We start from the raw sequence: 22,724 nt of genomic DNA, 5'->3' as shown, positions 1-22,724 counted from the left end.
ACTAGGGTCTAGCTAATTTAGAATTGAACGCAAAGGACGCCTTCTATTCTAAATCATCTTATGCTTGTCGGTGCTGTTCAAGACGCTTGCACTTTTGTTATTATGGAAATTATTGTAGAATCAATGTTTTTGTGTATAATTTTAGATAGAAATATGTCGAAAATTGGGGGATAGCATTGTGAAAAAGCTTTTAGTTTTTCTAACACTAATTTTGTGCGTGGCAGTAATTATTTTTGGTAATCTCCATTGGAATAATAAAATTTCCGCACAGGGTGAGAAAGTGACAAGCACTAGTAAGTCAGTACCTTTACAGGAAGAGCCTGAAATTGAGATAGATGTTGAAAAGTATTCTAGTAATCTACCTAAAAATCTCCAAGATAAAGTAAGTAATGCTACAAGTACTGGTAAACAGCTAAAGCTTGTGATTTTTGGAACCTCTGATGCAAAAGGGGCTTGGTCAGAACAATTTAGCAAGGAATTAAAGACTACATATGGTGAGAATGTATTCGAAGTAACCATACTTTCAACAGGTGACAAAACAACTCGTGATGTCATAAAGGACCAATCCTATGAGGGAATTAACGAATTGAACCCTGATATTCTATTATTTGAACCATCGATGCTAAAAGATAATGGACATATTGGAATTGAAAATACTTTGGATAATATTCAAAAAATGGTTGATTCGTGGCTAGAGGCAAATAAAGATATGACACTTATGATTCAGCCTCCAAATCCTCTATATGCTGCAACCTACTATCCAATTGAGGTATCACAATTAATGGCTTATGCGGAAGAAAATGAAATGATTTATTTAAATCATTGGGAGAATTGGCCTGATTTAGATGATGTGAAAATGAAGGATTATTTAACGGATTCGAAAGCGAATGAAAGTGGAAATGAAGTTTGGGCGGATTATTTATTGAATTATTTTATTGCGAAGTAATTATTGATACTTTAATGCTAAACTACAAAATGCATCGAAAGAATTAATCTTTCGATGCATTTTGTAGTTTTCGTATTTATTTTAAGATGCTAGCGTTAAATTTCCATACAAAGCCTATTCTTCCTAAGAAGTCAATTTTATACCAGTTTCCTGTTTCTTCTAGTATTGGATAAACAACTCCTTTATTTATCTTTCCAAAAGTAATCTGTTTTCCTGTAATATTTTGTTTCACATATAAATCTGATATGGCTGTTACTTTTATTGAACTACTTGTGGAACCATTATTTAATGAAGGCACTGAGACATTTGTAAGATATCTTGTTTCATCCTTTTTTATATATCCCAATGTATTACCTATCTTCACCTTATACCAGTTTACAAATTGGTCATCTATTATTGGATATACTTCATCCTTGTAGAGGGTACCAATTGTATCATTTCCGGTCATATGCTTGTAGACATCTATATTATTCTTGGGTGAGAAATAACCTTCATCCAATGATGTATTTGCTTTCCACACATAGCCTATTCGACCTGAAAAGTCAATTTGATACCAATTTTCAGATTCACTAATAATAGGATATGATATTCCTTTCTGAATCTTACCAATCGTAATTTGATTTCCTTCTGTATTCGCCTTTACATATAAAACATTTTTCGCCGTAAATGACTTTGAGAGTGCTTTACTATTAGTTAACTTATTACGATCTATTGTGGAAACGCCTTTTGTATTTGCCTTTTTGATATACCCATAGGTGCTACCTAGTTTCACTTTATACCAATTAATAAATTCATCTTCTATAATTGGAAATATTTCTCCCTTATATAGAGTACCGATTGTAGCATTTCCGGTCATATGCTTATAAACTGGAATGCTTTTTGTTGGAGAAAAATAATTATACTGTTTTTCTGTATTTTCCTCCTTATCATCTGTCATTCCCTTTGTGAACTCTGAAATCGTTTTGTTTAAGCTTCCTTTTTCACTAATAATGATATGCGGGTTTAATTTAGGATCTAATTGTTTCATTATTTTAACTAAGCTGTCCTTATAAATTGCCACGCACCCTAATGTATATTGCGTCTTAGAAGTCCTTGTATGAAGAAATATTGCACTTCCTTTCCCTTTAAGGATAGGAGAAGTATTGTAATCAATGACTACTGCGTGGGAATACAAGGAATGTGTTAATTTTTCATAAGAATTCCATCTTTTATCAGCGTTTCCTTTGTAATAAATCATTTTATTATAGTCGTTAGATTTTACATCATCTATCCAATAATAATATTTGTTGGTTTTTGTATAAGGCAGTTTTAAACCTGAAGGCTTTGTTGCTGTACCGAAAGAAGTAGAGAGATTGTAGACACCTTTTGGCGTTTTCCCGTCTCCTTCCTTCTTATTTGTGGTTATTCCGTTTTTTCCCACTACACCACTCATTTTAGAATATACTCTTACCCATTTGCCGTTTTTCTTATTATAGAAAGAGACTTCTGCGTTCCTAGAACTTGTTTTATCCGTTGTAGCAATAATTACCTGACTTATACCACCTTTAAGTTGATTTAACTGACTTTCAACTGAAGGTGTTGCAGCACTTGTTTGAATTGATATGAATGGGGAAATTGCAATAATCAATGTTAATAGGAAAATAAGCATTGCTCTTCTCATTATTATCTTTCTCCTCGCTTAGTCTTTTCTTAAAATTATAGTGCTTTCTTAGTGATTAGAAAAGAAAATCCTTTAGAAAGAGTATTCGTACAATATAACTCTAGGTACAAAGACTTGTTTGAAAGTTAGCAATTATACTTGAAATAAAATGTTTTTTAGGAGTTATTTTTTCACTTGGAGAGTTTGTAGGTACAGGGAGATGAGGTTGATAAAGGCAAAAGTATTTCGTCTAATTAAAGTTATTGCTGTTGTTTAAATTGATGGAAATAGAATACTGTTTGGGAAGACGAATGGTTAGCCCTTCCGATAGAAAGGGCTTTTTTTAAAACATTTTAGACCATGTTATTGGACCTACAATACCATCTACGCTAAGACTATTATTCTTTTGATACTTTATTACAGCTGCCTCTGTCTTGGGTCCAAAAATTCCGTCTACAGTTACACCAACAATCTGTTGGATTCTTTCTACGTTCTTACCTCTTGATCCCTTTTTTACTAAGTCACCAGGATAAGCAACATTATTATTCTCAATAGTAATATCTAACTTTTTTAATGTTACAGGACCTACGATACCATCAACAAGAATACCTTGTTGTTTTTGAAAGGCACGTACTGCTTTCTCTGTCTCTTCTCCAAACACACCATCATTTCCATAACGATCTAAACTAAAACCCTTTGACATAAGTTGAGATTGAATATTCTTAACTTTTTCTCCACGGTCTCCAAAATCTATAAACTTACTATTACTCTTTCTAACTTTATATCCATTATCCTTTAAATAACCTGAGTCGTCTTTAAAATATTCAGCTACTTTTCCTTTTCTATCTAAGTAACGGATATATACACTTTCTAGAATATCATTATCAAACGTAATAGAAACATGGTATTTGAGCTTACCATTCTTTATTCCATCCACATCAACTGCATCATTGTTTGGATTATCAAACTCATAACTTTCAACTTTACCAATTATATAAGTCCATGATTCATGACTATTCAAATGGTTAATTCCTTTTGTATACTCATTACCTAATGCTTGTTTAACTTGTGATTTCGACATACCAGCGCCTAAGTTTTTCTTCAAGTATTCTAGATCAATATTTGCATTTACTTGCGCACTAGATGTTGCCGCATGAGTTAATGATGGATCAAGATTTAATGCGAACAATGGAGTTGCTAGTAATGTTGAAATAAGTATTTTCTTATACATAAAGATGCCCCCTTATTTGTATTCCCTTATATAAGACGTATAAGAAGGGGGAAAGTTTCAAAAATATTACAAATATTACAAATTAATCTGGGAACTTATCCTGAACCCTACAAAACAAAAGAGCCACCGAATGGCAGCTCAAAAATAAACTATGTGGCTTTTTTTGCATAATTGTTAATTAGTTATTCCAGACCAGTCACCTATGGATTTTTTCAATCACAAAAAACCTTTACTACTGCCTTTTTAATATATCGAGGTTCGTGAACACAAAGTGTTGGCATATGTGCATCTTCAGGTGAAAAGATAGTAAAGTATCCTTGTTTCACCAACAATAAGTCACCATTACCTTCAAGAAACATTAGATCTTTTTCTTTATGTTGTTCAACTACTTCCATTGCCTCAATATTTGCATAACCCATTCTTTCCTCGCCATTTATCATAAATTGAATATCGGTATATTTATGATGAGATTCCCAACGTCCTTGTTCAACGTCTATTGTCTCGTACTCCTGAATCATAACAAAAATATTATCTTCTTCAATTTCGTATTTACCAGGAGTTAATGAATTCAAGTCGTTATCAAAAAGAAATTGTAGTCCTTTTTTTATACGAGGATGCAGTCCATAATATATTTCAGCATTTGAAAGTTTGTCGATAATCAATGTTATCCCCCATTAATTCATAATAAAGTCAATTATTAATTATAAGGTATATAAAATATGATTACCATTTTATTAGGAAGTTTATGTTGGGATTATCTCCAAATGAGACATAATAAAAAGTAATCTAGGCAAAACCCTATTTATTTGGATCTTGATTATTAATGTATTTTCGATCATTTCATTCCTTTGAAGTACTTCTGCCTACCCAGTTGCGGTTATCGTTAGAGGATAGACTATTATTAAGAAAATATCCTTGTTAAATTAATTTTCTTAATTGTTAGGGGAAGACTATCATTACTTGATTCTTTACAGTTAGGATAATATTAAGTAAAATTATCCTTGGAAATTTTGTTCGAATTGATCATACTAAATAGGTCTTATCTGCTTGTTTAATGGAGAAAATGAATATTTTGTTTTGTAAGCAGTCTTTAATTTGCTATATTTAATAGGTAATAGAGAAATGTCCTTAAGTTTTTATAAAAAATGAGAAAATTGTATGGAGGTAATCCTTATGTCAAAAGAAGTTATATTAAATGATATAAAATTTGGTGGGAAAAACCCATTTGTATTAATTGCAGGCCCTTGTATGATTGAAGATGAATCACTTGTCTTATCTACAGCAGAAAAAGTAAAAGAGTTAACAACAAAGCTTGGTATTCCGTATGTATTTAAAGCTTCATTCGATAAAGCGAACCGTTCTTCAATACATTCCCATCGTGGACCAGGTCTTGAAAAAGGGCTAGAAATTCTAGCTAAAGTAAAGGAACAATTTGATTTACCAGTTACATCTGATATTCATGAGCCAGGACAAGCAGCAGTAGCAGCTGAAGTTCTAGATATCCTACAAATTCCAGCTTTCTTATGTAGACAAACAGATTTATTAGTAGCTGCAGGAAAAACTGGAAAGATCGTCAATGTGAAAAAAGGTCAATTTTTAGCACCTTGGGATATGAAAAATGTTGTAACGAAATTACGTGAAACAGGTAATGATAATATTCTTTTAACTGAAAGAGGTTCAACATTTGGTTATAACAATTTAGTGGTAGATTACCGTTCACTTATTACGATGCGTGAACTTGGTGTTCCAGTTGTTTTTGATGCTACACATAGTGTTCAAATTCCAGGTGGTAATGGTACAACTACTGGTGGAAAACGTGAATATGTTCCTTATCTATCTCGTGCAGCTGTTGCTGTTGGTGTAGATTCAGTCTTTATGGAAGTTCACCCTAACCCAGATGAGGCGTTATCTGATGGACCAAATACTGTTAAATTAGAAGAACTAGAAAATATACTTAAGCAAATCAAAGAAATTGACAATATCATGAAGCTTTAATTTTATTAGGAGGTATGAAGATGGCAAGTAGCAAAATTTCTACAAGTTATCTTTCAAGTTTTAATGATGTATTAGAGCAAGAAGCTGCTGCAATATTAGCTTTAAAAGAAGTACTAGAGGAAGAAACAATCAATCGTACAATCGAGATGATCCTTGCTTGTAAAGGAAGAGTTGTCATTACTGGTGTGGGGAAATCAGGTATTATTGGTAGAAAAATGAATGCAACCTTGGCTAGCACTGGTACACCATCTCTTTTTCTCCATCCAGCGGAAGGATTGCATGGAGATTTAGGTATGGTAACAAAGCATGACATCGTGATTGCTATTTCAAATAGCGGTGAATCTGATGAGGTGCTTAGACTAATTCCTTCTATCAAGAAAATTGGTGCTAAGATGATTGCAATTTCTAAAAATACAAAATCTACTTTAGCAATAAAATCAGATTTAGTTCTTAGTATTGGAAATGTAACTGAGGCTTGTCCGCTCGGTCTTGCTCCAACAACTAGTACGACAGTAACCTTAGCACTAGGGGATGCACTTGCGATCGCTTTATTAAAGGCAAGAGATTTTAAGCCAGAGGATTTCGCAGTGTACCACCCAAGTGGTGCATTAGGGAGAAAGCTATTATTAACAGTGCATGATGTTGTTAGGTCTACAAATAAAAACCCAATTGTTCAGGGTGATGCTACGATTAAAGAGGCGCTATTCCTAATGACAGCTCAAGGAATGGGCGCAACAAGTGTTGTCGATACAGAGGATAAATTAGTGGGAATCTTAACAGATGGTGATATTAGAAGAGCATTTGCTCTATCAGATAATCTCTTATTATCAAATGTTGATGAGCTTTGTAATCGAAATCCGATTGTTATTACCGCTGATTTACTCGCAGTTGATGCACTTAAAATAATGGAAGAGCGCAAAATTAATGTACTTCCTGTAGCTGATTCAAATCATCGTCCAATTGGGATGATTCACATTCATGATTTAATGAATTTAGGAATATAGGGTGCTTATATGAATATTAAATTGATCGTTTTTGATGTTGACGGCGTATTAACAGATGGAAAGCTTTACATTGGCTCAGATCGCGAAGAATATAAAGCCTTTCATACGCAAGATGGAATGGGCATTAGTCTAGCACATTATGCTGGGATTAAAACAGCAATCATTACCGGAAGAACTTCTGAGTCTGTTCTAAAAAGAGCGGAAGAATTAAAAATAGATTATGTTCATCAAGGTATCCATGAAAAGCTTGAAGTCATGGAGCAAATTATGAATGACTTAAATATAACCTTGGAAGAAGTTTGTTATGTCGGAGATGATATTAATGACCTTCCAATCCTACAAGTTGTAGGATTTTCCGCGGCACCACTTGATGCAGTGCCAATTGTAAAACAGCATGTTCAGTACATCTCGACTGAAACGGGTGGAAATGGAGCAGTACGCGAGATTATCGACCATATTCTTAATCAAACGGTTGATTACAATGCTCTATTACAGGATTATTTAAAAGGTAAATTTAAGATTACCCAATAATTTTAAAAGTGATTCCGTCATATTTAGTGGATTAAAATAGAACCTTAGCCCAATTTATACTATTGGGCTAAGGTTTTTTATGTTACCTTGGTAATTGTAAAAAATGAGTATAGTACATTTATCTTCCTCCTAATTAGTTAATTCGTTCACTTTTTTCATTTATTAACAAAAACATTAAATATTTAGTTATGATAGATATTAATAGTAAAATGGTTTTCTTAAAATATTTATTTTTAACCCGAATTCAGCTTCTTTTTAAAAAAGTAAATAAAAGTAATGCAAAAGTGAGGGAATAGGATGAAGTCAGTTTTAAATATACCAGTGTTTGTTATGTGTTTTTTAGCTTTTTTTATTGGTTTTCATTTATTAGTATTATCTGTAAACGCTGAAACGGATTTATCAAAACAGGAGTTGCTAAAAAGTGAAAATGCTAGTAAAGAAGAAAAGGAATCAAAATTACTAGTTTCGTATAAAAAAGGTGCGAATTTAGAGAAGAGTATAAATAAAGCACTCCTGAAGGATAAAAAAACCTTTAAAAATTTGAATATAGATGTGATAACCTTAGATAATCGTAAGGATAAAGATAAATTAATCGAGGAACTTAAGAGAAATAAAGCTATACAAAATATTGAAGAAAACAACACTCGACAATTATTTTCTCTTCCAAATGATCCCTATTATAAACAACAAGGCTATATTGAAAAGCTAGAATTACCTTATACATGGGATATCATGGACGCTCAACCTACTAATGAGGTTGTAGTTGCAGTTTTGGACACGGGTTTAGATACTAAGCATGAGGATTTACAAGGAATTGTGGCTCCTGGGGGCTATAATTTTATAAACAACAGTTCTAACATTTATGATTTAAACGGGCATGGAACAGCAGTAAGTGGGGTAATTGCTGCTAATACAAACAATGGAAAAGGAATTAGCGGTGTAAGTGGAAATGCTAATGTAAAAATTCTCCCTTTGCAGATTGCTCATTCTGATGGTGTAATTTATCAGGAGGACGTTTTAAAGGCAATAGACTATGCGATTGAAAAAAATGTAGATATTATGAATATGAGTTTTGGAGGAACAACATCTTCAACGATTGAGCAAGAGGCGATAAAACATGCTGTTGATAATGGAATCACAATTGTGGCATCTGCAGGTAATGAAGGAAATACGAAATACGTGTATCCAGCATCATATGAAGGTGTTATATCAGTAGGGGCAGTTGATGAATCAAACTCCATTTTTACTTTTTCTAATAGAAATGATAACGTTGATATAGTAGCTGATGGGAGCGTTACCTCAACTAGTGTCAATAGTACTTATGATCAATGGGTTGGAACTTCCTTTTCAGCACCTATAGTCTCAGGAGTTGTAAGTCTATATAAATCACTTGACTCAACCTTATCTCCGAATAAAATTAGTGGAATTTTAGAGTATACTGCTGTTGATTTAGGTAAGTCAGGGAAAGATTCCATATATGGATATGGATTAATAAATCCTAAAGCATCTGTTACGTATTTGCTCCATCCGATCCCGAGCCAACCAAAAGTTGATCAAATAGGTGATAATGATGTCAAACTTACTGGTAAATCTATAAATATTGGATTTCAAATTGTCGCTTCTGTAAATGGAAAAACAATAGGAAGTTCAAAAATAAATGATGATGGTAGTTTTTCAATCAGTATTCCAAAACAAAAGGTTGGAACAATCATTAAAATTATCTTAAATAATAATGGATTAGAAAGTGAACCATATTCATTAAAAGTTATAGATAACACCCCACCTGCTATCCCGAATATTGGAAAATTTACAAATAAGACTACAACGATAACAGGGAAGGCAGAAGCGAATTCAACTGTTAAAATTAACAATGGGAAAACTGTTATTAAATCTACAACGGCATCATCAACTGGTACTTATTATATGACAATTTCACCGCAAAACGTAAACACTGTATTATCAATTATTTCTACTGATCGTGCGGGAAACAATAGTAAATCTCTTACTATAAAAGTTACGAACGAGGGAGTCTTTGAGGTAAAACAGGCAGTTTCTCTTGCGAATAATGTTAAAGTCTTAAATGGATATTTGCCACATAATAAATTGGTAGGATCTCTAGAAAATGGAGAAGCTGTTAAAGTCATTGATTTAAAGAATGGTTATTATCGTGTCATTGGTGCAAAAACTAGAGGATGGGTACATCATAGTTACTTACTAGCAATACCAACGAAATTTATTTATTACGGAACTGTAAGTGCATCATCTGCGTCATTACGAAATGGTTTTAAGGATCATAATAAAGTAATTGCAACACTAGCTAACAATGAGCCATTAACGATTATTGAAACAAAGGAAGGGTATCACAGAGTCATAGCTTCCTATACTAGAGGCTGGGTAAAAGCAACAGATGTAAAAGTGACGTTAAACTCTTTGCCTTATCCGGTAAAATCAGGTTTTATAAAAACTAGTGAAGCAGCATTGAAAAATGGTTATATGCCATGGAACTATATTACAGGACACTTAAAAAAGGAAGAGGCAGTTCAACTAATTGACCTTAAGATGGGATATTATCGTGTTATTACGAAGGACGGTAAAAGAGGGTGGGTTCATTATACCAATATTAGGATGTAGATAATCGGTAAACTAAGCTTTTCTATAATTAACGGTCTAAATAGGGGAGACAGATTCTCCCCTAATAAGTGGTACTATATAATAAAGTCTTGGCGCATACTTACAATTTACAAGCCTATTGTCAATGAGTCATAAGAAGAGGTTGCTTAAAGTTGTTTTTGCATCCTCATAATCTGCATAATCTATTAATCCTTTTTCGAACATTTCCTCTAGCCTTTGAAACCCATTTGGTACCTGCCCAGATGAGATTTCAAAAAGTTCATCCCAGACTTTTTCATTTTGTTCTATTTCCATTAAACATTCCCCTTTCATTAAAAAATGTAAAAATAGAAAGATATAATCATTATTACACTTTTTGTTGGAAAATAAACAATAAGAACCAAATTGAGATTCTTTGATTACAAAATTTATTCCTTTGTATAGTTGAATATGATAGGGAAATGCTGGAATGAAAAATAACCTACCGAATCATAAATTCGGTAGGTTATTTTCAATTTTGTTATTGAATTTTCTCTTCTTTAACTTCAGGTTGTTCAGATGTTGTTTCTGGACTAGTTTCAGTGCTAAGCATTTTTGACATGTTCTGTTGAGGAGAATATGGGACAAGAGTTGCATCTGTTTTGACCCAATATTCTTTTCCAGAATATTCGACTAAAATCCAATCTTTCCAAGTTTGCTTTCCGGTAACAACTGAATCCTTAGCAATTATCAGACTTTCAGCGGTTGTAGAAGGAATTGTAAACCCTCTTTTCTCTTGTGAGAGCTCATACTGTTGATTGATTGCTGTTGGATGATAGTCTGTTATAACAGAAGCACTAGAAATCCAGCGTTCACCATTTACCGTATTAAACGCGTACCAGTTTCCTCGTTGACGAGTTGCTTTTACAATCATAGGTTCAACAGATTCATTTGTATTGCTTCCGTATGAAGGAAGTGTAAATAGTGTTTTTCTTGTTATTAAAACAAGTTCTTGATCGATAGGCTCTGTTGATTGTTCAACTGTAAATGGCTTTAATACGCTATCAGTTCTTAACCAGTATGTTTGCTGATCATAAATAACTGATGTCCAGTCTTCCCATTCACTTGTTGCTTGTACAATTGTACCAACAGGTATTGATCGAACAGCTGCTGATCCTGATGGAATGCTGTGTGCAACCTTTGGTCTTACAAGTTCGTATTGTGTATTTATTTTATTTGTTTGGTTGTCAGTAATAGCAGATGAATGACTTACCCATTTAGTACCATAAGATGTTTTAATTCCATACCAATTATTCATCTTTCTTACTACTTGATATGTTCCTGCTTTAACTGATTTACCTGAATTAGATCCATATGAAGGGAGGTTGAATAATACTTTATTCGTTAATAATACAATTTCTTGGTTAACATTCTCTGTAGAGTTATTAACATTAAATGACTCTAATGTGTGATCTTTTCTCATCCAGTAATGCTTACCGTCAAATTGTACGCGAATCCATCCATTCCATTGTTGTGTAGCATTTATAACAGTATTTTTTTGCAATGATGTTCTCTTAGCTGTATAGACTGGAGCTTCCCAAGCTACTTTTGGAACTAATAGTTTATATGTTTCGTTAATTGTAGTTGGAGAATAATTTTTTAGTACAGATGCATCTGTAATCCATCTATCACCATAAGTTGTATTAATTAAGTACCAATTATTCCACTTCTTTTTAGCCGTTACGATTTGTTGGTCAATTAATACCTTTGTATTTTTATTTTGTAAAGGCATGCTGAATAGTGTTTTCTTAGTAAGTAACAATAAAGGTTCATTAACATTAGAAACTTCTCCATATACGAAACTAGATGCATATACCCAAGTTTTTACTGTACCTGTTGATACTCGCAACCATTTGTCTTTCGTAGCATCAACTGTATAAACCCCAGGTTTAAGTGTTTTTCTAGAAGCATGATCTGGGTCTGGGCGATTTAGAGTTGACTTAGTATCAAAGGTTGTAATGGTTTTATTAACATGTGTCACTTTCTTTTCCCACAGCTTATCTGACTCTTGTGCGAGGTATAAGCCTACTGCTTTATTTCTTCGCCATTCCTCTGGGAATACAGAAATAGGTGGATTTGTATTAGGAACGTAATAGCTAATCTCAGGAGTTAAGCCAGGACGATCAAATGTTTCAATAAACCAGTCTTTGTAGCCAGAACCGCTTGGTGTTGAGGTTGGCATTACAAGACTATACCCTGTCATATTTCCAACCTTTTTAGCTATTGTATAATCACGATCATAATTGCCTTTTTTTACTTTATAGTTCCAGAATAGTGTTCTTCCTGAAGAATGGTACGAAACTGTAATTTCTGGGTCAACCCAATAAGTAAAAGCTGCAAGTTTAGCTGCTTCTGGGGCTTCTAAAGCTCGTTTACCAGGATAATTCATATAAGAATTCGTTAATCCACTTTTAAGTTCCCAGCCAGCTGGATATTGACGGTTTAAGTCAATTCCTTGAGCGTTTGCTTTCCATCTTTTGAAGTTTTTACTGCCGTTGTTCATTTTAATCAAGGATTGATGGGTCCAAGAAGGAAAGGCGTTTAATCCACTTTTTTGGAGAGTAACGCCATCAGGATTTACCATCGGTACAAACCAAATCGTAACTTCATTCAAAAGAGACCTAGCAGAATAGCCGTCTATTTTAGTATTATTTACGTATGATTCACTGTACTGATCGATCATTTCCATGGCGATATTTGTAGTTAGCCATTCTCTTGCATGATGTGAACTATTGATAAAAAGGGTTGCATCGCCTCTACCGACTCCAACAGCCCACATTTCTCTCCCAAAAGGTGTTTTTCCTAATGATTTGTAAGTTATAAGTTCTGGATAAGCCATTCCTAAATTTTTTATATCGGCTGTCATCTCTTCATACGTATAAGTTTGATTAGGATTGACTAAACTTTTTGCGTTGGAATTCTCTGGGAAAACCAATAAAACAATACAAAGAAAAAACGCTAACAGAAGTGATTTTTTCATTTTTCATCTCCTTATAGTAATAAATAACCAAGTTCTATTATACTAGGAAGTTATATTCATATAAATACAAAGTTCTACAAAAATAGCAAAAAAAAGAGCTGCCGTTTATGGCAACTCTTTTTTGTAGGCTCTTTTCTAAAAGATTGTTGTTTTTGAACAAAATTGATTAGGGTGATTGGTGCGGAAGGTGCGAGACTCCTGTGGGAGTAGCGGGACAGATGAGACCCCGCAGGCGCTTCGCGCTGAGGATGCTCATCGCCCGCCCCACGGAAAGCGAGCATCCTGGAGCGCCAATCAACCAACCCAATACTATTTTAAAAGCAACAAAGTTTGCGAAAACAGCATTTTTGTATTAAGGATATACTCGTTTTGCATAGGTATTACTTACCCAGCCTATTTTGCCATCTGGGGTTCTAACCTGATACCAGCTTCCACTTGTTACTATATTCTTATTCTCATCTACAATGCCCTCAACATGTGTATAGTTATTTAATGTTGAAATTTTATCACTGCTAGTTGTAGGGCTTTGTCGAACATTTAAAGTTTCATCAACCTGTATTCTAATAAGATTATTTATACTAATGTAATCTTTATATGTTGAGAAGTTAAAGGTAGTCCAGTACGTATTGCCATTATATCGAAGTTGAATCCAATAATCATTTGTTTTGGCAGTGACTGCAAAAAGCTCACCCATTGGTATTTTTATTTCGGATTTTCCACCATTTTTGCTTAAATACAATGTAAGATCAGAATTTGCTTTAGCAAAAACACCATTAGGGAAACTATCAGTATGATCTGGAAGTGAGTAGGTTGGTGTGCCTACTTCAAAAGCAGTAACATTCTCATAATCATTTGGATTATACGCTAAGATCTTTTGCATATGACTTGCAATTTTACTTCCCCATGCTGTGTCACTTGCATATTTTACATTCAAACCGCCAGTTTTATCACCTAAGTAGGCACCGTTAAATTGAAAATACCCAGGTGATAAGTATTTGTGACGAATATAAGCAGCTTCATAATTAATATTATCTTCGACACTGTTAAAGTAATAAGCGGAATCATATGGAGCACTATCATAAGCTCCTAATCCAAAAAGGTTATTTTTCGACTTTGCAATTATAGATGTGCCGTAAGCAGATTCATGGATTGCAAAGGCTGCGAAAAATAATTCATTAACACCATATTTTCTAGCAACATTTATGAATGTTTGACCCTTACCAGAAAAAACACTTTTCTTATTATTCGCCTTTTCGAAGTTAGCTATATAGCTATTGATTTGCTCAGCAGTTACATTTGATGGTTTTCTAAGATTAATATATTGATACGTATCAGCTTTTAATGGAATGATTTCAATGTAGCTTCCAGCTGACCAGCCTGTAATATTGCCGCTTTGGATTTTGTACCATCCGTCTTTTTCATCGATAATTTTTACATCTGAATTAAAACTTAATGATCCAACACTGCCATAACTAGTGCTTGGTCCTGAACGTATATTTAATGTAGAAGCAGTAATGATTCCATCTTTTGATACTGGATCCTCTGAAACAGGATTTTCTGATTCATTAGGTTCTTCTGTAGGAGGTGGTGTTGACCCATTTGTTATTTCGATTGAACGATAGGAAACCCATCCTCTTGTATTATTAGCAACGACACGGTAATATCCATTTTTTATATCAATTATTTCAACTGCTTGATTATCCTGTAATGTTCCAACTTTATGATTATGAGGCATGTATCCATTGAGGACTGAAACATTACCTGCAATTGAAGCCCCAGTTTGTTTATCATACGGTACTGCTTCATTTTGAATATTCACAGATGTTGTTTTGATCCAACCTCTTGTATATGGAGCAATAACTCGATGGTACCCATTTTTTGTTTCTAGAACAGTAAGTGGTTCATTTTGATCTAGAGTTGAAATTGTTTTGTTACTATCAGAATACCCATTTTTTACTGCTGTATTACTATTTGTCGTCACACCATAATAGACTCCTGTTGGCATCAACTGTAAGTCGCTCTTATGAACCCAGCCGCGTGTGTTTTCGCCAACAACTCGATAGAATCCATTTTTTAAGTCGATGATTCTTACATGCACGTTTAGATTTAATGTTCCAACCTGATGATTATGTGGCATATATCCGTTTCGAACAATGACTCCATTTTTGTCTGCTACAGCTTGATGCTCAGTATATGGAACTGCACTTGTACGTAATTTCACATCTGAGACAGGCATCCATCCTCTTATATGAGGAGCGATTACGCGATAGTACCCATTTTTAACCTCTAAAACAGTTAAGGGCAGATTCGCATTAAGAGTGTCTAAAACTTTATTGTGAGGCATAAATCCGTTTTTAATAATGGTGTTCGATGATGTCGTTACACCGTACATCACACCATTAATTGTTACAGCTGCCACTTGTTGTTTTGGAGAATATTTTTTTAGAAGATCTGAAGCCTGCAGTTCTTTATTTGCAACCCATCCCTTTAGATCTACTGATTCTACTAAAGACCAATTACCTTCAACTTGAATAACGTCAAATTTGGTACCATCGGCTAAAATACCTATTTTTTCTTCTAGCATTCCTGGACTCTTACGTACTGTTAAGGTGTCTTGAGTAACATATGCTGACACTTCTACTTCTGATGTTTGATAATCCATTGCGAAAACGTGATTAGCAGAAAGTCCGCTTAATAAAAGTGTAGATGCCACTGCAAGATTTCTGGCTTTCTTCAATTTATCTCCTCCATTTAATCATTCATATAAAAAGTAGAATTGAATTCTACGAAATTAATATTTTACTTGTAGTAGTATACTAGAAAAGCAGGAGAGAAATCTACAAAAAATGACATTTAGATTACAATTATTAAAAATTATTGCAGTAAGTTAGATCTTTTGTCCTGTTTTACTTAAAACGATATGTAATGAACAATATTTTTAAGCTATACTTTAATAGGTATGTAATAAAACAGTAGGAGGATCTTTATGCAGAGAGTAAAAAAAGCAGTAATTCCAGCAGCGGGATTAGGAACGAGATTTTTACCTGCAACAAAGGCACAGCCGAAAGAAATGTTACCTATTGTAGATAAGCCAACGATTCAATATATAATAGAAGAAGCTGTTCAATCTGGTATCGAGGATATCTTAATTGTTACTGGCAGAGGAAAACGTGCAATTGAAGATCATTTTGATAAATCATATGAGCTTGAAGAAAATCTTGCTCAGAAAGAAAAGTGGGAGCTTCTTGAACAGGTCAGATCGATTTCAGAATTAGCTAACATTCATTATATAAGACAAAAAGAGCCTAAAGGTTTAGGTCATGCAATATATTGCGCAAGAAGATTCATTGGAGATGACCCATTTGCAGTTATGCTCGGAGATGATGTCGTACAATCCGTGGATAAGCCATGCTTACAACAGTTAATTGATGTTCATTCTGATAGTGGATCTTCAGTAGTAGGTGTTCAAAAGGTAATACATAAAGATGTTTCAAAATATGGAATCATTGGTTATAAAGAGAAAATGGATAATTCCATTTATCGTGTGAATTCTTTTGTAGAAAAGCCAAACCCACTTGAAGCACCTTCAGATATAGCGATTATGGGAAGATATATATTAACACCAACCATCTTAGATATACTTGAAAATCAACCACCAGGTTCAGGTGGAGAGATTCAACTTACTGATAGTTTAAATACATTATTAACAACAAATGAAGTTCTTGCTTATGAATTTTCAGGAAAACGATACGATGTAGGTGATAAACTAGGATTCATTAAAGCAACTTTAGACTTTGGTTTGCAACGACCAGAATTAAGAGAAGATCTTATTCGTTATATAATGGAGTTAGATGAAGTTAATAACAGCTAATTTTATGGAGAGGTTTGACATTGCTTTCTAGTCAGCCTCTTTTTCATGTGAATTTTACTTGAACTAGACTTTTTTATGTCAAAGAAGTCCATACTTGTATAGATGAGACTTTTTTGATAACTTTGTACTTTAGTTTAGTAACAAAATTGTAACCTTACCTATTATAGAATTATTTTGATCGTTATGTATAATAGATAATAGTGTTTCAAACACATATTGTTAGGAGTAGAGATTATGGTTGAGAGTATAAAACAATTACGAGAGCATAAAGGTTTTATTTTAGCTCTTGCGCAGAGAGAACTAAATGCAAAATATAAACAATCATTTTTAGGTAAGCTGTGGATTGTTATTCAACCTTTCATGTTTATGTTGATTTTAACAGTCGTATTTTCTAAATTTGCTCGTTTACCGAGTGAGGGAGTACCTTACCCGTTATTTTTCTTAACGGCATTACTACCTTGGAATTTTTTCACAAATGCTGTTAGTGCAGCACCAAGTGTCATTGTTGGGCAAACAGGATTAATCAAACAGAGAGCATTTTATCGGCTTTCTTTAGTAGTAAATCGAATGATAACTGAGTCAATTAACTACTTTTATTCGTTGATAAGTCTTGTTATTATTTTTATCTACTTCCAAGTGACATTAAGCTGGACAATGTTATTAATTGTTCCGTTATTTCTCTTACAGAGTTTCTTAATCATGGGTTTTATGATGCTTTTATCATCATTAAATGTATATGTGCGTGATATTGGACTTGCGACACCTATAGTCACTCGTCTATGGTTCTATTTATCTCCAGTCATTTATTCTTACGAACTAATTGGAGAAGAGTATCGAAAATGGCTCATACTAAATCCGATGACAGGTATATTGGACGCTTATAGAAAAGTATTATTACATCAACAAATGCCAGAATGGATCCCTTTAGCATATACTGTGGGATTTTCAATTGTTATATTTATTATTGGCTTTATCGTCTTTAATAAGTTAGAGAAAAAATTTGCTGATGTTTTATAAGAATGGTGGTTAACATGAATTCAACAGATATCGCTATTGAATTTTCTCAAGTAGGGAAAAAATATTCTAGAACAGCAAAATTAACTCGTCTCAAGGACGTGGTTACAAAGGTAACACAGAATTATCGCGGGGATAATGACTTTTGGGCACTAAGAGACATTTCATTCTCTGTCAATAAGGGAGAAGCAATTGGAATTATCGGCTCCAATGGTTCAGGGAAAAGTACACTGTTAAAGTTATTATCAGGTGTTACTGTACCAACTGAAGGTGACATTAATATAAATGGTACTATTGGTGGTTTAATTGAATTAGGAGCTGGATTTCACCCAGAAATGACAGGAAGAGAAAATGTTTATATTAACGGAGCAATTTTAGGTCTTTCTAAGCAGGAGATTGAAGATCGTTTTCCTCAAATTATCGAATTTTCCGGTTTAGCAGACTTTATCGATATGCCTTTAAAAAGTTATTCCTCTGGAATGAAAGTTCGTTTAGGATTTGCAGTTGCTATTACTATTGAAACGGATATCGTCTTATTAGATGAAGTATTAGCAGTAGGAGATAGTTCTTTTAGAAAAAAAGCCTTGCAAATGATGGAGAGCTTTCTTGCTGATAAAACAATTGTCTTTGTCTCACATGATATTGGACAAATAAAGAGAATCTGTGATAAATGCATTGTTTTAAATCGTGGAAAGTTAATATTTACTGGTGAGACAGAGGATGCAATTAAAGTATATCAAGAACTGTCAAATGCTACGCAATCCAGTTTTAATACAAGGCTTCAGAATTATCGAACACATCTAGTGGAAGGCATTCTATTAAACGATAAAGAAGAAGAAACGTCTATTATAAGTTATGGAAACGATCTATCAGTAAAATTAAAAGTGAATATTCATCCGAAAACGAAAAACCCTGTTATTAAAGTGAAAATAAAGGCGGATGAGATTTCGACCTTTACAGATACAATTTCAGAGTTTGTTATCAAACCAGAAGAGCCAGGTGTTTTAGATACGATACTTAGAATAAAGGAACTACCTTTATATAATGGTAAGTATAATATCGATGTAACCATATTAAATGGAGCTAACGATATTGTTGAAGTGAAGAATGATGTGATGAGTTTTTCAGTGATCAACCACAAGCCTGATTTCAAAATGAGAGGGTTTATCGAAGTTCCTCATTCTGTTTCATCTATTGATGAAACGTCTGAACAAATATGGTCTCTCAATGATGTGAATGAAGATGAGATGGAAGTAAAGTTATGCTTCCCAAACGAAGAAGTAAAGTATGGGATTGTAACATTCCATAAAATAATCAATAAGTCATTACATGTACCAATTACACATTTCACAGTACCAATTGACTATGGTAAAACGGGCGTGTTAACGATACGTAAATCTTTTCTAGGTAATGGAAACTATACTTTTGATATTATTACATTAAACAAAGATAAACGAACAATAAAAAAAGAACAAAATGTATTACAATGCTCCATAAATGATAGAAAAGAGAAAACCGGCCTAGTTTTTCTAAAACATTCATGGGATTGACACACAAAGGAGTGCAAACCTAGTTATGAAAAAAATTGATTTTTACTTTGTTGATCAAATTAACTTCCACAAACGAAATTTTGATAACTTTATTTCGTTTGTGGAGGATAATTTCACCTTTAAGTATAACAACGCATATCCATCTTTAAAGAAAAGTTTTGGGAAATATGAACTAAGGAAGATCAGTGGACTTCCAAATTTCTCAAAATATGAAGAGGTATTTAAAGGTCTTAATGAAAAACCTCTTTCAGAGCTGAAGCAAGTTAGCTATAAAGGCTATAATCTATGGGACGTAATCCATGCTGAGATGTATGCTTATTTAACACCAAGAATCTATCAACATTACATAGCGGATGAAATTACTAATCCACAATCTGATTCAGATGATTTATTACAATGGCTTAGAACCTCAAAACTAGAAGATGAGACCTTTCAAAATTTGGTTTTCTATAATTTTGCTATAGGTGCGTTTTGGATTGATTACTGGGCAGCAACATTTAAGAAATTCAAAATAAACAATGTATGTGTGTTCGGCGGTACGACAATCTATTCTAGAGCAGCAACATTAGTTGCACAATGGAACAATACAAATGTGCTTTCATTTGAAGGTTCATTTATTAAGGATTTCCACTATGCGGATAGTGGCTCAGGAATGATTACAAACAACCATCGCTTTGCAGATCATTCAAAATGGGTTCGATTACAAGGGTTAGATTTTCTTGACAAACAAGCTGAATGGCTAGAAAATGTCATGGCGAATCGCTTAAACCTAAATGTTGTCCAGCCTAATAAACTAACGAAAGCAGAGTTATATCAGCGTTATAATATAGATCCTAATAAAAAGTTAATCTTACTCATAGGTCAAGTATTAAATGATTTTTCAATTACGAGAGATTTGAAAAATTATGATTCTTCAATAGACTTTTATGTGGATGTTATTAAAACAATTGCGGATAAAGAAGATTGTCATCTGTTTATTAAGCTTCACCCGTGGGAAAACCATAAACAAAACAGTACAACTGAATTATCTAAGCGCGTTTTAGAGAAAAAATTAGCTGACCTTTCCATTACAAATTATACAGTTGACTATGATGTAAATATTGATTCCCTCATAGAATTCTCGGAAATTGGTCTAACATCTTGTAGCCAAGCAGGTTTAGAGATGCTTTATATGGGAAAAAGAGTTGTTCAGGTAGGAAATGCTTTTTATGGTAATAAAGGCTGGACGGTGGACGTAACACAACCAGAATTTTTACCGCTTGCAATTGACATAGCATTAGCTGAACCTCGTCTTGAAGAAATTGAAATAAAAGAAGTTAGGAAATTTATCTATCATTTACTACATAATCATTGTTTTAAAAGAACGGATGAGGACATAAATTTTGAAAAGAAGTTTTATGAAACGACTGCGTTCAATAAAAATAAAGAAGTGGGCCTCCTACGTCGGATAAACAAAAAATTCAAAAAGTACAAGTTGAAACTAAGACGTGTAAAATCAATTGCTAGAAAAGCTTATAAGGAACCTAAGAAGGCAACTCTAGCGCTAAAATATCGGGCTAGTTTGTATTTTAGTATTCTTCAGGCAAGAATGACTTCGAAAAAAATCGTCAACATGGTTATGGGACAAGCAACATATAGTAAAATCTTTGAGGATATGTTAGCAAGGTTTCGTAATGAATTAAAGGACGACTATTTAATGATTGTGACAGAAAAATCATTGAAAAATGCGGATATTTATCATTACTGGAGACCAAATGCTAGTAAAACGGATATTAAACATCCTGGAATTGTAACCGTACATCATGACTTTGATCGTGATTCAGAGGGTCTTAGCTTAAGACATTTTATTGATAGCTATAAACGAAGTGATATGATCCTATGTTTAAATGAACAACAGAAGCAAAGAATCACAGAATACATTGGTCAAACAAAACCGATTAAGGTTATTCCACATGGATTTGATACAAGCTTTACACCTAAGAAAACATATAAAGAACAGATCAATGCCAACAATAAGCTAGTGATTGGTTTTTCTAGTCGTCGATATCCTCGGTTAATAAAAGGAGAAGAGACGCTTTATAAAATTATCGAGGGCTTAAAAGATCAGCCTGTTAAGTTCATATTTATAGGACAAGATCGGAGTAAAGAGCATGAATTTTGCGAATCACTTGGAGTTGAGTCAGAGGTATATGAAAAAATAGCCTATAGTGAGTTTCCTCGTTTATATGATCAAATGGATTTATTTTTAATTACATCAAAGGCTGAAGGTGGACCGGCGTCATTACCTGAGGCGTTGGCAACTGGGCTACCTGTAGTATCAACTCCATGTGGTTTTGTACCAGATATGGTAACAAATGGACAGAATGGCTATATCGTTGATTATGATGAAGATGAAGCATTTGTTAACCGAATTGAACAATTTATTCATAATCCAGAATTGTTGAAACAAATGGGGTTACATGCCGTAGAATCTAAAAATTTAAAATCATGGGAAAATATTATTAAGGATTATATAGATGCGTATGAAGAAATGTTAGCTTATAAACAAAATGAAGGTGATGAGCTTGAAATTCAACGCAGAAAAGGTATTAGCTAAATACGAAAGAACTGCACATATTGGAGATAATAAGATCAAGTATGTGCTATACCCTTCTAAAAGTGATAAGATGCTTGTTTGCTTTACCACACTTGGTCCACATATTTATGAGAGAATTCGAATGTTTTGGGAAGAAACAGAAGAGTGGGATATTAATTTTCTGTTTATCTCAGATAATAACGGTGCACAAAAAGGTGGCTTATATTATCTAGGATATGAAGATAACTACTTTGTTGAAAAGCAAACGATTGAGTTAATCAAGCTTGTTAGTGAACTACAACGTACAAAAGAAATTTACACGATTGGTTCCTCAATGGGGGGATATGCGGCTATTTATTATGCGGTAAAGCTGAATTTAAAAGGTGCAATAGCGGTAGTCCCACAAGCTAATGAAGAGGTTATTCATCAGTATGGTTGGCAAAAGTGGAAACAAGTTCTACTTGAAGTAGGCCCGTTACCTAATTTAGGTTCATTGATTGCTACATATGATTTACTGCCAAGTCTTTATATTCAATACGGGACATATCCCGCAGACCTAGCAGCTGCTGAAAGCTTGAAAAATTCACTTGAATGTAAAAACGGATTATATATGTTTGATTGTTTTCCAAAAGAAGATCATACTTCAGACTTTATGACTAAAGAATTGGTATTACAAATCCTTCACCTTTTTTCAATAAGAAGTGATCAAGTAGTCAAAGGTGGGATAGGCTAATAACAG

16 protein-coding genes are annotated in these 22,724 nt (G+C 33.6%); 10 read left to right on the top strand and 6 right to left on the bottom strand.

Annotation, left to right across the window (positions count from 1 at the left end; all coding sequences use genetic code 11):
• Nucleotides 1–178 precede the first annotated feature (178 nt).
• The gene (locus HUW50_RS06735; protein ID WP_083964514.1) at nt 179–946 is read left to right on the top strand and encodes an SGNH/GDSL hydrolase family protein; all 768 of its coding nucleotides are present in this window, start codon (nt 179–181) and stop codon (nt 944–946) included.
• Nucleotides 947–1,022: 76 nt separating this feature from the next.
• Here HUW50_RS06735 and HUW50_RS06730 read toward each other — a convergent pair whose 3' ends face one another.
• From HUW50_RS06730 to HUW50_RS06720, 3 genes are all read right to left on the bottom strand, one after another.
• Nucleotides 1,023–2,606 carry a L,D-transpeptidase family protein gene (locus HUW50_RS06730; protein ID WP_066329361.1) on the bottom strand — a complete coding sequence of 528 codons (1,584 nt, stop codon included), beginning with the start codon at nt 2,604–2,606 and terminating at the stop codon, nt 1,023–1,025.
• 322 nt (nt 2,607–2,928) lie between these two features.
• Nucleotides 2,929–3,816, bottom strand: a complete 888-nt coding sequence (locus tag HUW50_RS06725; RefSeq protein ID WP_066329358.1) for a peptidoglycan-binding domain-containing protein — start codon at nt 3,814–3,816, stop codon at nt 2,929–2,931.
• Between the two features lie 212 nt (nt 3,817–4,028).
• Complete coding sequence (locus tag HUW50_RS06720; RefSeq protein ID WP_066329355.1) at nt 4,029–4,478, bottom strand: NanQ anomerase/TabA/YiaL family protein; 450 nt, start codon at nt 4,476–4,478, stop codon at nt 4,029–4,031.
• Nucleotides 4,479–4,989: 511 nt separating this feature from the next.
• Here HUW50_RS06720 and kdsA point away from each other — a divergent pair.
• The 4 genes from kdsA (at nt 4,990) to HUW50_RS06700 (ending at nt 9,977) form a co-directional block, all read left to right on the top strand.
• On the top strand, nt 4,990–5,811 hold the full coding sequence (gene kdsA, locus HUW50_RS06715; RefSeq protein ID WP_066329353.1) for a 3-deoxy-8-phosphooctulonate synthase: 822 nt from the start codon (nt 4,990–4,992) through the stop codon (nt 5,809–5,811).
• A 20-nt stretch (nt 5,812–5,831) separates the two neighbouring features.
• The gene (locus tag HUW50_RS06710) at nt 5,832–6,815 is read left to right on the top strand and encodes a KpsF/GutQ family sugar-phosphate isomerase (protein WP_066329351.1); all 984 of its coding nucleotides are present in this window, start codon (nt 5,832–5,834) and stop codon (nt 6,813–6,815) included.
• A 9-nt stretch (nt 6,816–6,824) separates the two neighbouring features.
• On the top strand, nt 6,825–7,346 hold the full coding sequence (locus HUW50_RS06705; protein WP_066329348.1) for a KdsC family phosphatase: 522 nt from the start codon (nt 6,825–6,827) through the stop codon (nt 7,344–7,346).
• 297 nt (nt 7,347–7,643) lie between these two features.
• Nucleotides 7,644–9,977, top strand: coding sequence for a S8 family serine peptidase (locus HUW50_RS06700; protein ID WP_066329346.1), 2,334 nt, complete (start codon nt 7,644–7,646; stop codon nt 9,975–9,977).
• Between the two features lie 129 nt (nt 9,978–10,106).
• On the opposite strand, the gene HUW50_RS06695 is transcribed toward HUW50_RS06700, so the two are convergent.
• From HUW50_RS06695 to HUW50_RS06685, 3 genes are all read right to left on the bottom strand, one after another.
• The gene (locus tag HUW50_RS06695) at nt 10,107–10,271 is read right to left on the bottom strand and encodes a hypothetical protein (RefSeq protein WP_157094323.1); all 165 of its coding nucleotides are present in this window, start codon (nt 10,269–10,271) and stop codon (nt 10,107–10,109) included.
• A 205-nt stretch (nt 10,272–10,476) separates the two neighbouring features.
• On the bottom strand, nt 10,477–12,975 hold the full coding sequence (locus HUW50_RS06690; protein WP_185653792.1) for a M14 family zinc carboxypeptidase: 2,499 nt from the start codon (nt 12,973–12,975) through the stop codon (nt 10,477–10,479).
• A gap of 352 nt (nt 12,976–13,327) precedes the next feature.
• Entirely contained in the window at nt 13,328–15,712 is a 2,385-nt protein-coding gene (locus HUW50_RS06685) for an SH3 domain-containing protein (RefSeq protein WP_066333142.1), read from the bottom strand.
• 249 nt (nt 15,713–15,961) lie between these two features.
• Between HUW50_RS06685 and galU the strand changes: the two genes are divergently transcribed.
• From galU to HUW50_RS06660, 5 genes are all read left to right on the top strand, one after another.
• Nucleotides 15,962–16,846, top strand: a complete 885-nt coding sequence (gene galU, locus HUW50_RS06680) for a UTP--glucose-1-phosphate uridylyltransferase GalU (RefSeq protein WP_066333146.1) — start codon at nt 15,962–15,964, stop codon at nt 16,844–16,846.
• 234 nt (nt 16,847–17,080) lie between these two features.
• A complete protein-coding gene (locus HUW50_RS06675; protein ID WP_066333152.1) occupies nt 17,081–17,863 on the top strand; it encodes an ABC transporter permease in 783 nt (260 codons plus the stop codon).
• A 14-nt stretch (nt 17,864–17,877) separates the two neighbouring features.
• Entirely contained in the window at nt 17,878–19,410 is a 1,533-nt protein-coding gene (locus tag HUW50_RS06670; RefSeq protein WP_066333156.1) for an ABC transporter ATP-binding protein, read from the top strand.
• Between the two features lie 25 nt (nt 19,411–19,435).
• Nucleotides 19,436–22,006 carry a glycosyltransferase gene (locus HUW50_RS06665; RefSeq protein ID WP_066333158.1) on the top strand — a complete coding sequence of 857 codons (2,571 nt, stop codon included), beginning with the start codon at nt 19,436–19,438 and terminating at the stop codon, nt 22,004–22,006.
• Nucleotides 21,975–22,718, top strand: a complete 744-nt coding sequence (locus tag HUW50_RS06660; RefSeq protein ID WP_066333161.1) for a hypothetical protein — start codon at nt 21,975–21,977, stop codon at nt 22,716–22,718. Before HUW50_RS06665 ends, HUW50_RS06660 begins: the two co-directional genes overlap by 32 nt.
• Nucleotides 22,719–22,724: the final 6 nt, after the last annotated feature.

Origin of the sequence: Metabacillus sp. KUDC1714 (genome assembly GCF_014217835.1) — a bacterium.
GTDB lineage: Bacteria > Bacillota > Bacilli > Bacillales > Bacillaceae > Metabacillus > Metabacillus rhizosphaerae.
Note: the sequence above shows the minus strand (reverse complement) of the source record. Positions and strands in the feature narration are given on the sequence as shown.

Coding starts and splice junctions, on each gene's coding strand:
- HUW50_RS06690 (WP_185653792.1), bottom strand. CDS start 12,975: ATGAAAAAATCACTTCTGTTAGCGTTTTTTCTTTGTATTGTTTTATTG.
- HUW50_RS06725 (WP_066329358.1), bottom strand. CDS start 3,816: ATGTATAAGAAAATACTTATTTCAACATTACTAGCAACTCCATTGTTC.
- HUW50_RS06695 (WP_157094323.1), bottom strand. CDS start 10,271: ATGGAAATAGAACAAAATGAAAAAGTCTGGGATGAACTTTTTGAAATC.
- galU (WP_066333146.1), top strand. CDS start 15,962: ATGCAGAGAGTAAAAAAAGCAGTAATTCCAGCAGCGGGATTAGGAACG.
- HUW50_RS06710 (WP_066329351.1), top strand. CDS start 5,832: ATGGCAAGTAGCAAAATTTCTACAAGTTATCTTTCAAGTTTTAATGAT.
- HUW50_RS06700 (WP_066329346.1), top strand. CDS start 7,644: ATGAAGTCAGTTTTAAATATACCAGTGTTTGTTATGTGTTTTTTAGCT.
- kdsA (WP_066329353.1), top strand. CDS start 4,990: ATGTCAAAAGAAGTTATATTAAATGATATAAAATTTGGTGGGAAAAAC.
- HUW50_RS06665 (WP_066333158.1), top strand. CDS start 19,436: ATGAAAAAAATTGATTTTTACTTTGTTGATCAAATTAACTTCCACAAA.
- HUW50_RS06675 (WP_066333152.1), top strand. CDS start 17,081: ATGGTTGAGAGTATAAAACAATTACGAGAGCATAAAGGTTTTATTTTA.
- HUW50_RS06670 (WP_066333156.1), top strand. CDS start 17,878: ATGAATTCAACAGATATCGCTATTGAATTTTCTCAAGTAGGGAAAAAA.
- HUW50_RS06730 (WP_066329361.1), bottom strand. CDS start 2,606: ATGAGAAGAGCAATGCTTATTTTCCTATTAACATTGATTATTGCAATT.
- HUW50_RS06705 (WP_066329348.1), top strand. CDS start 6,825: ATGAATATTAAATTGATCGTTTTTGATGTTGACGGCGTATTAACAGAT.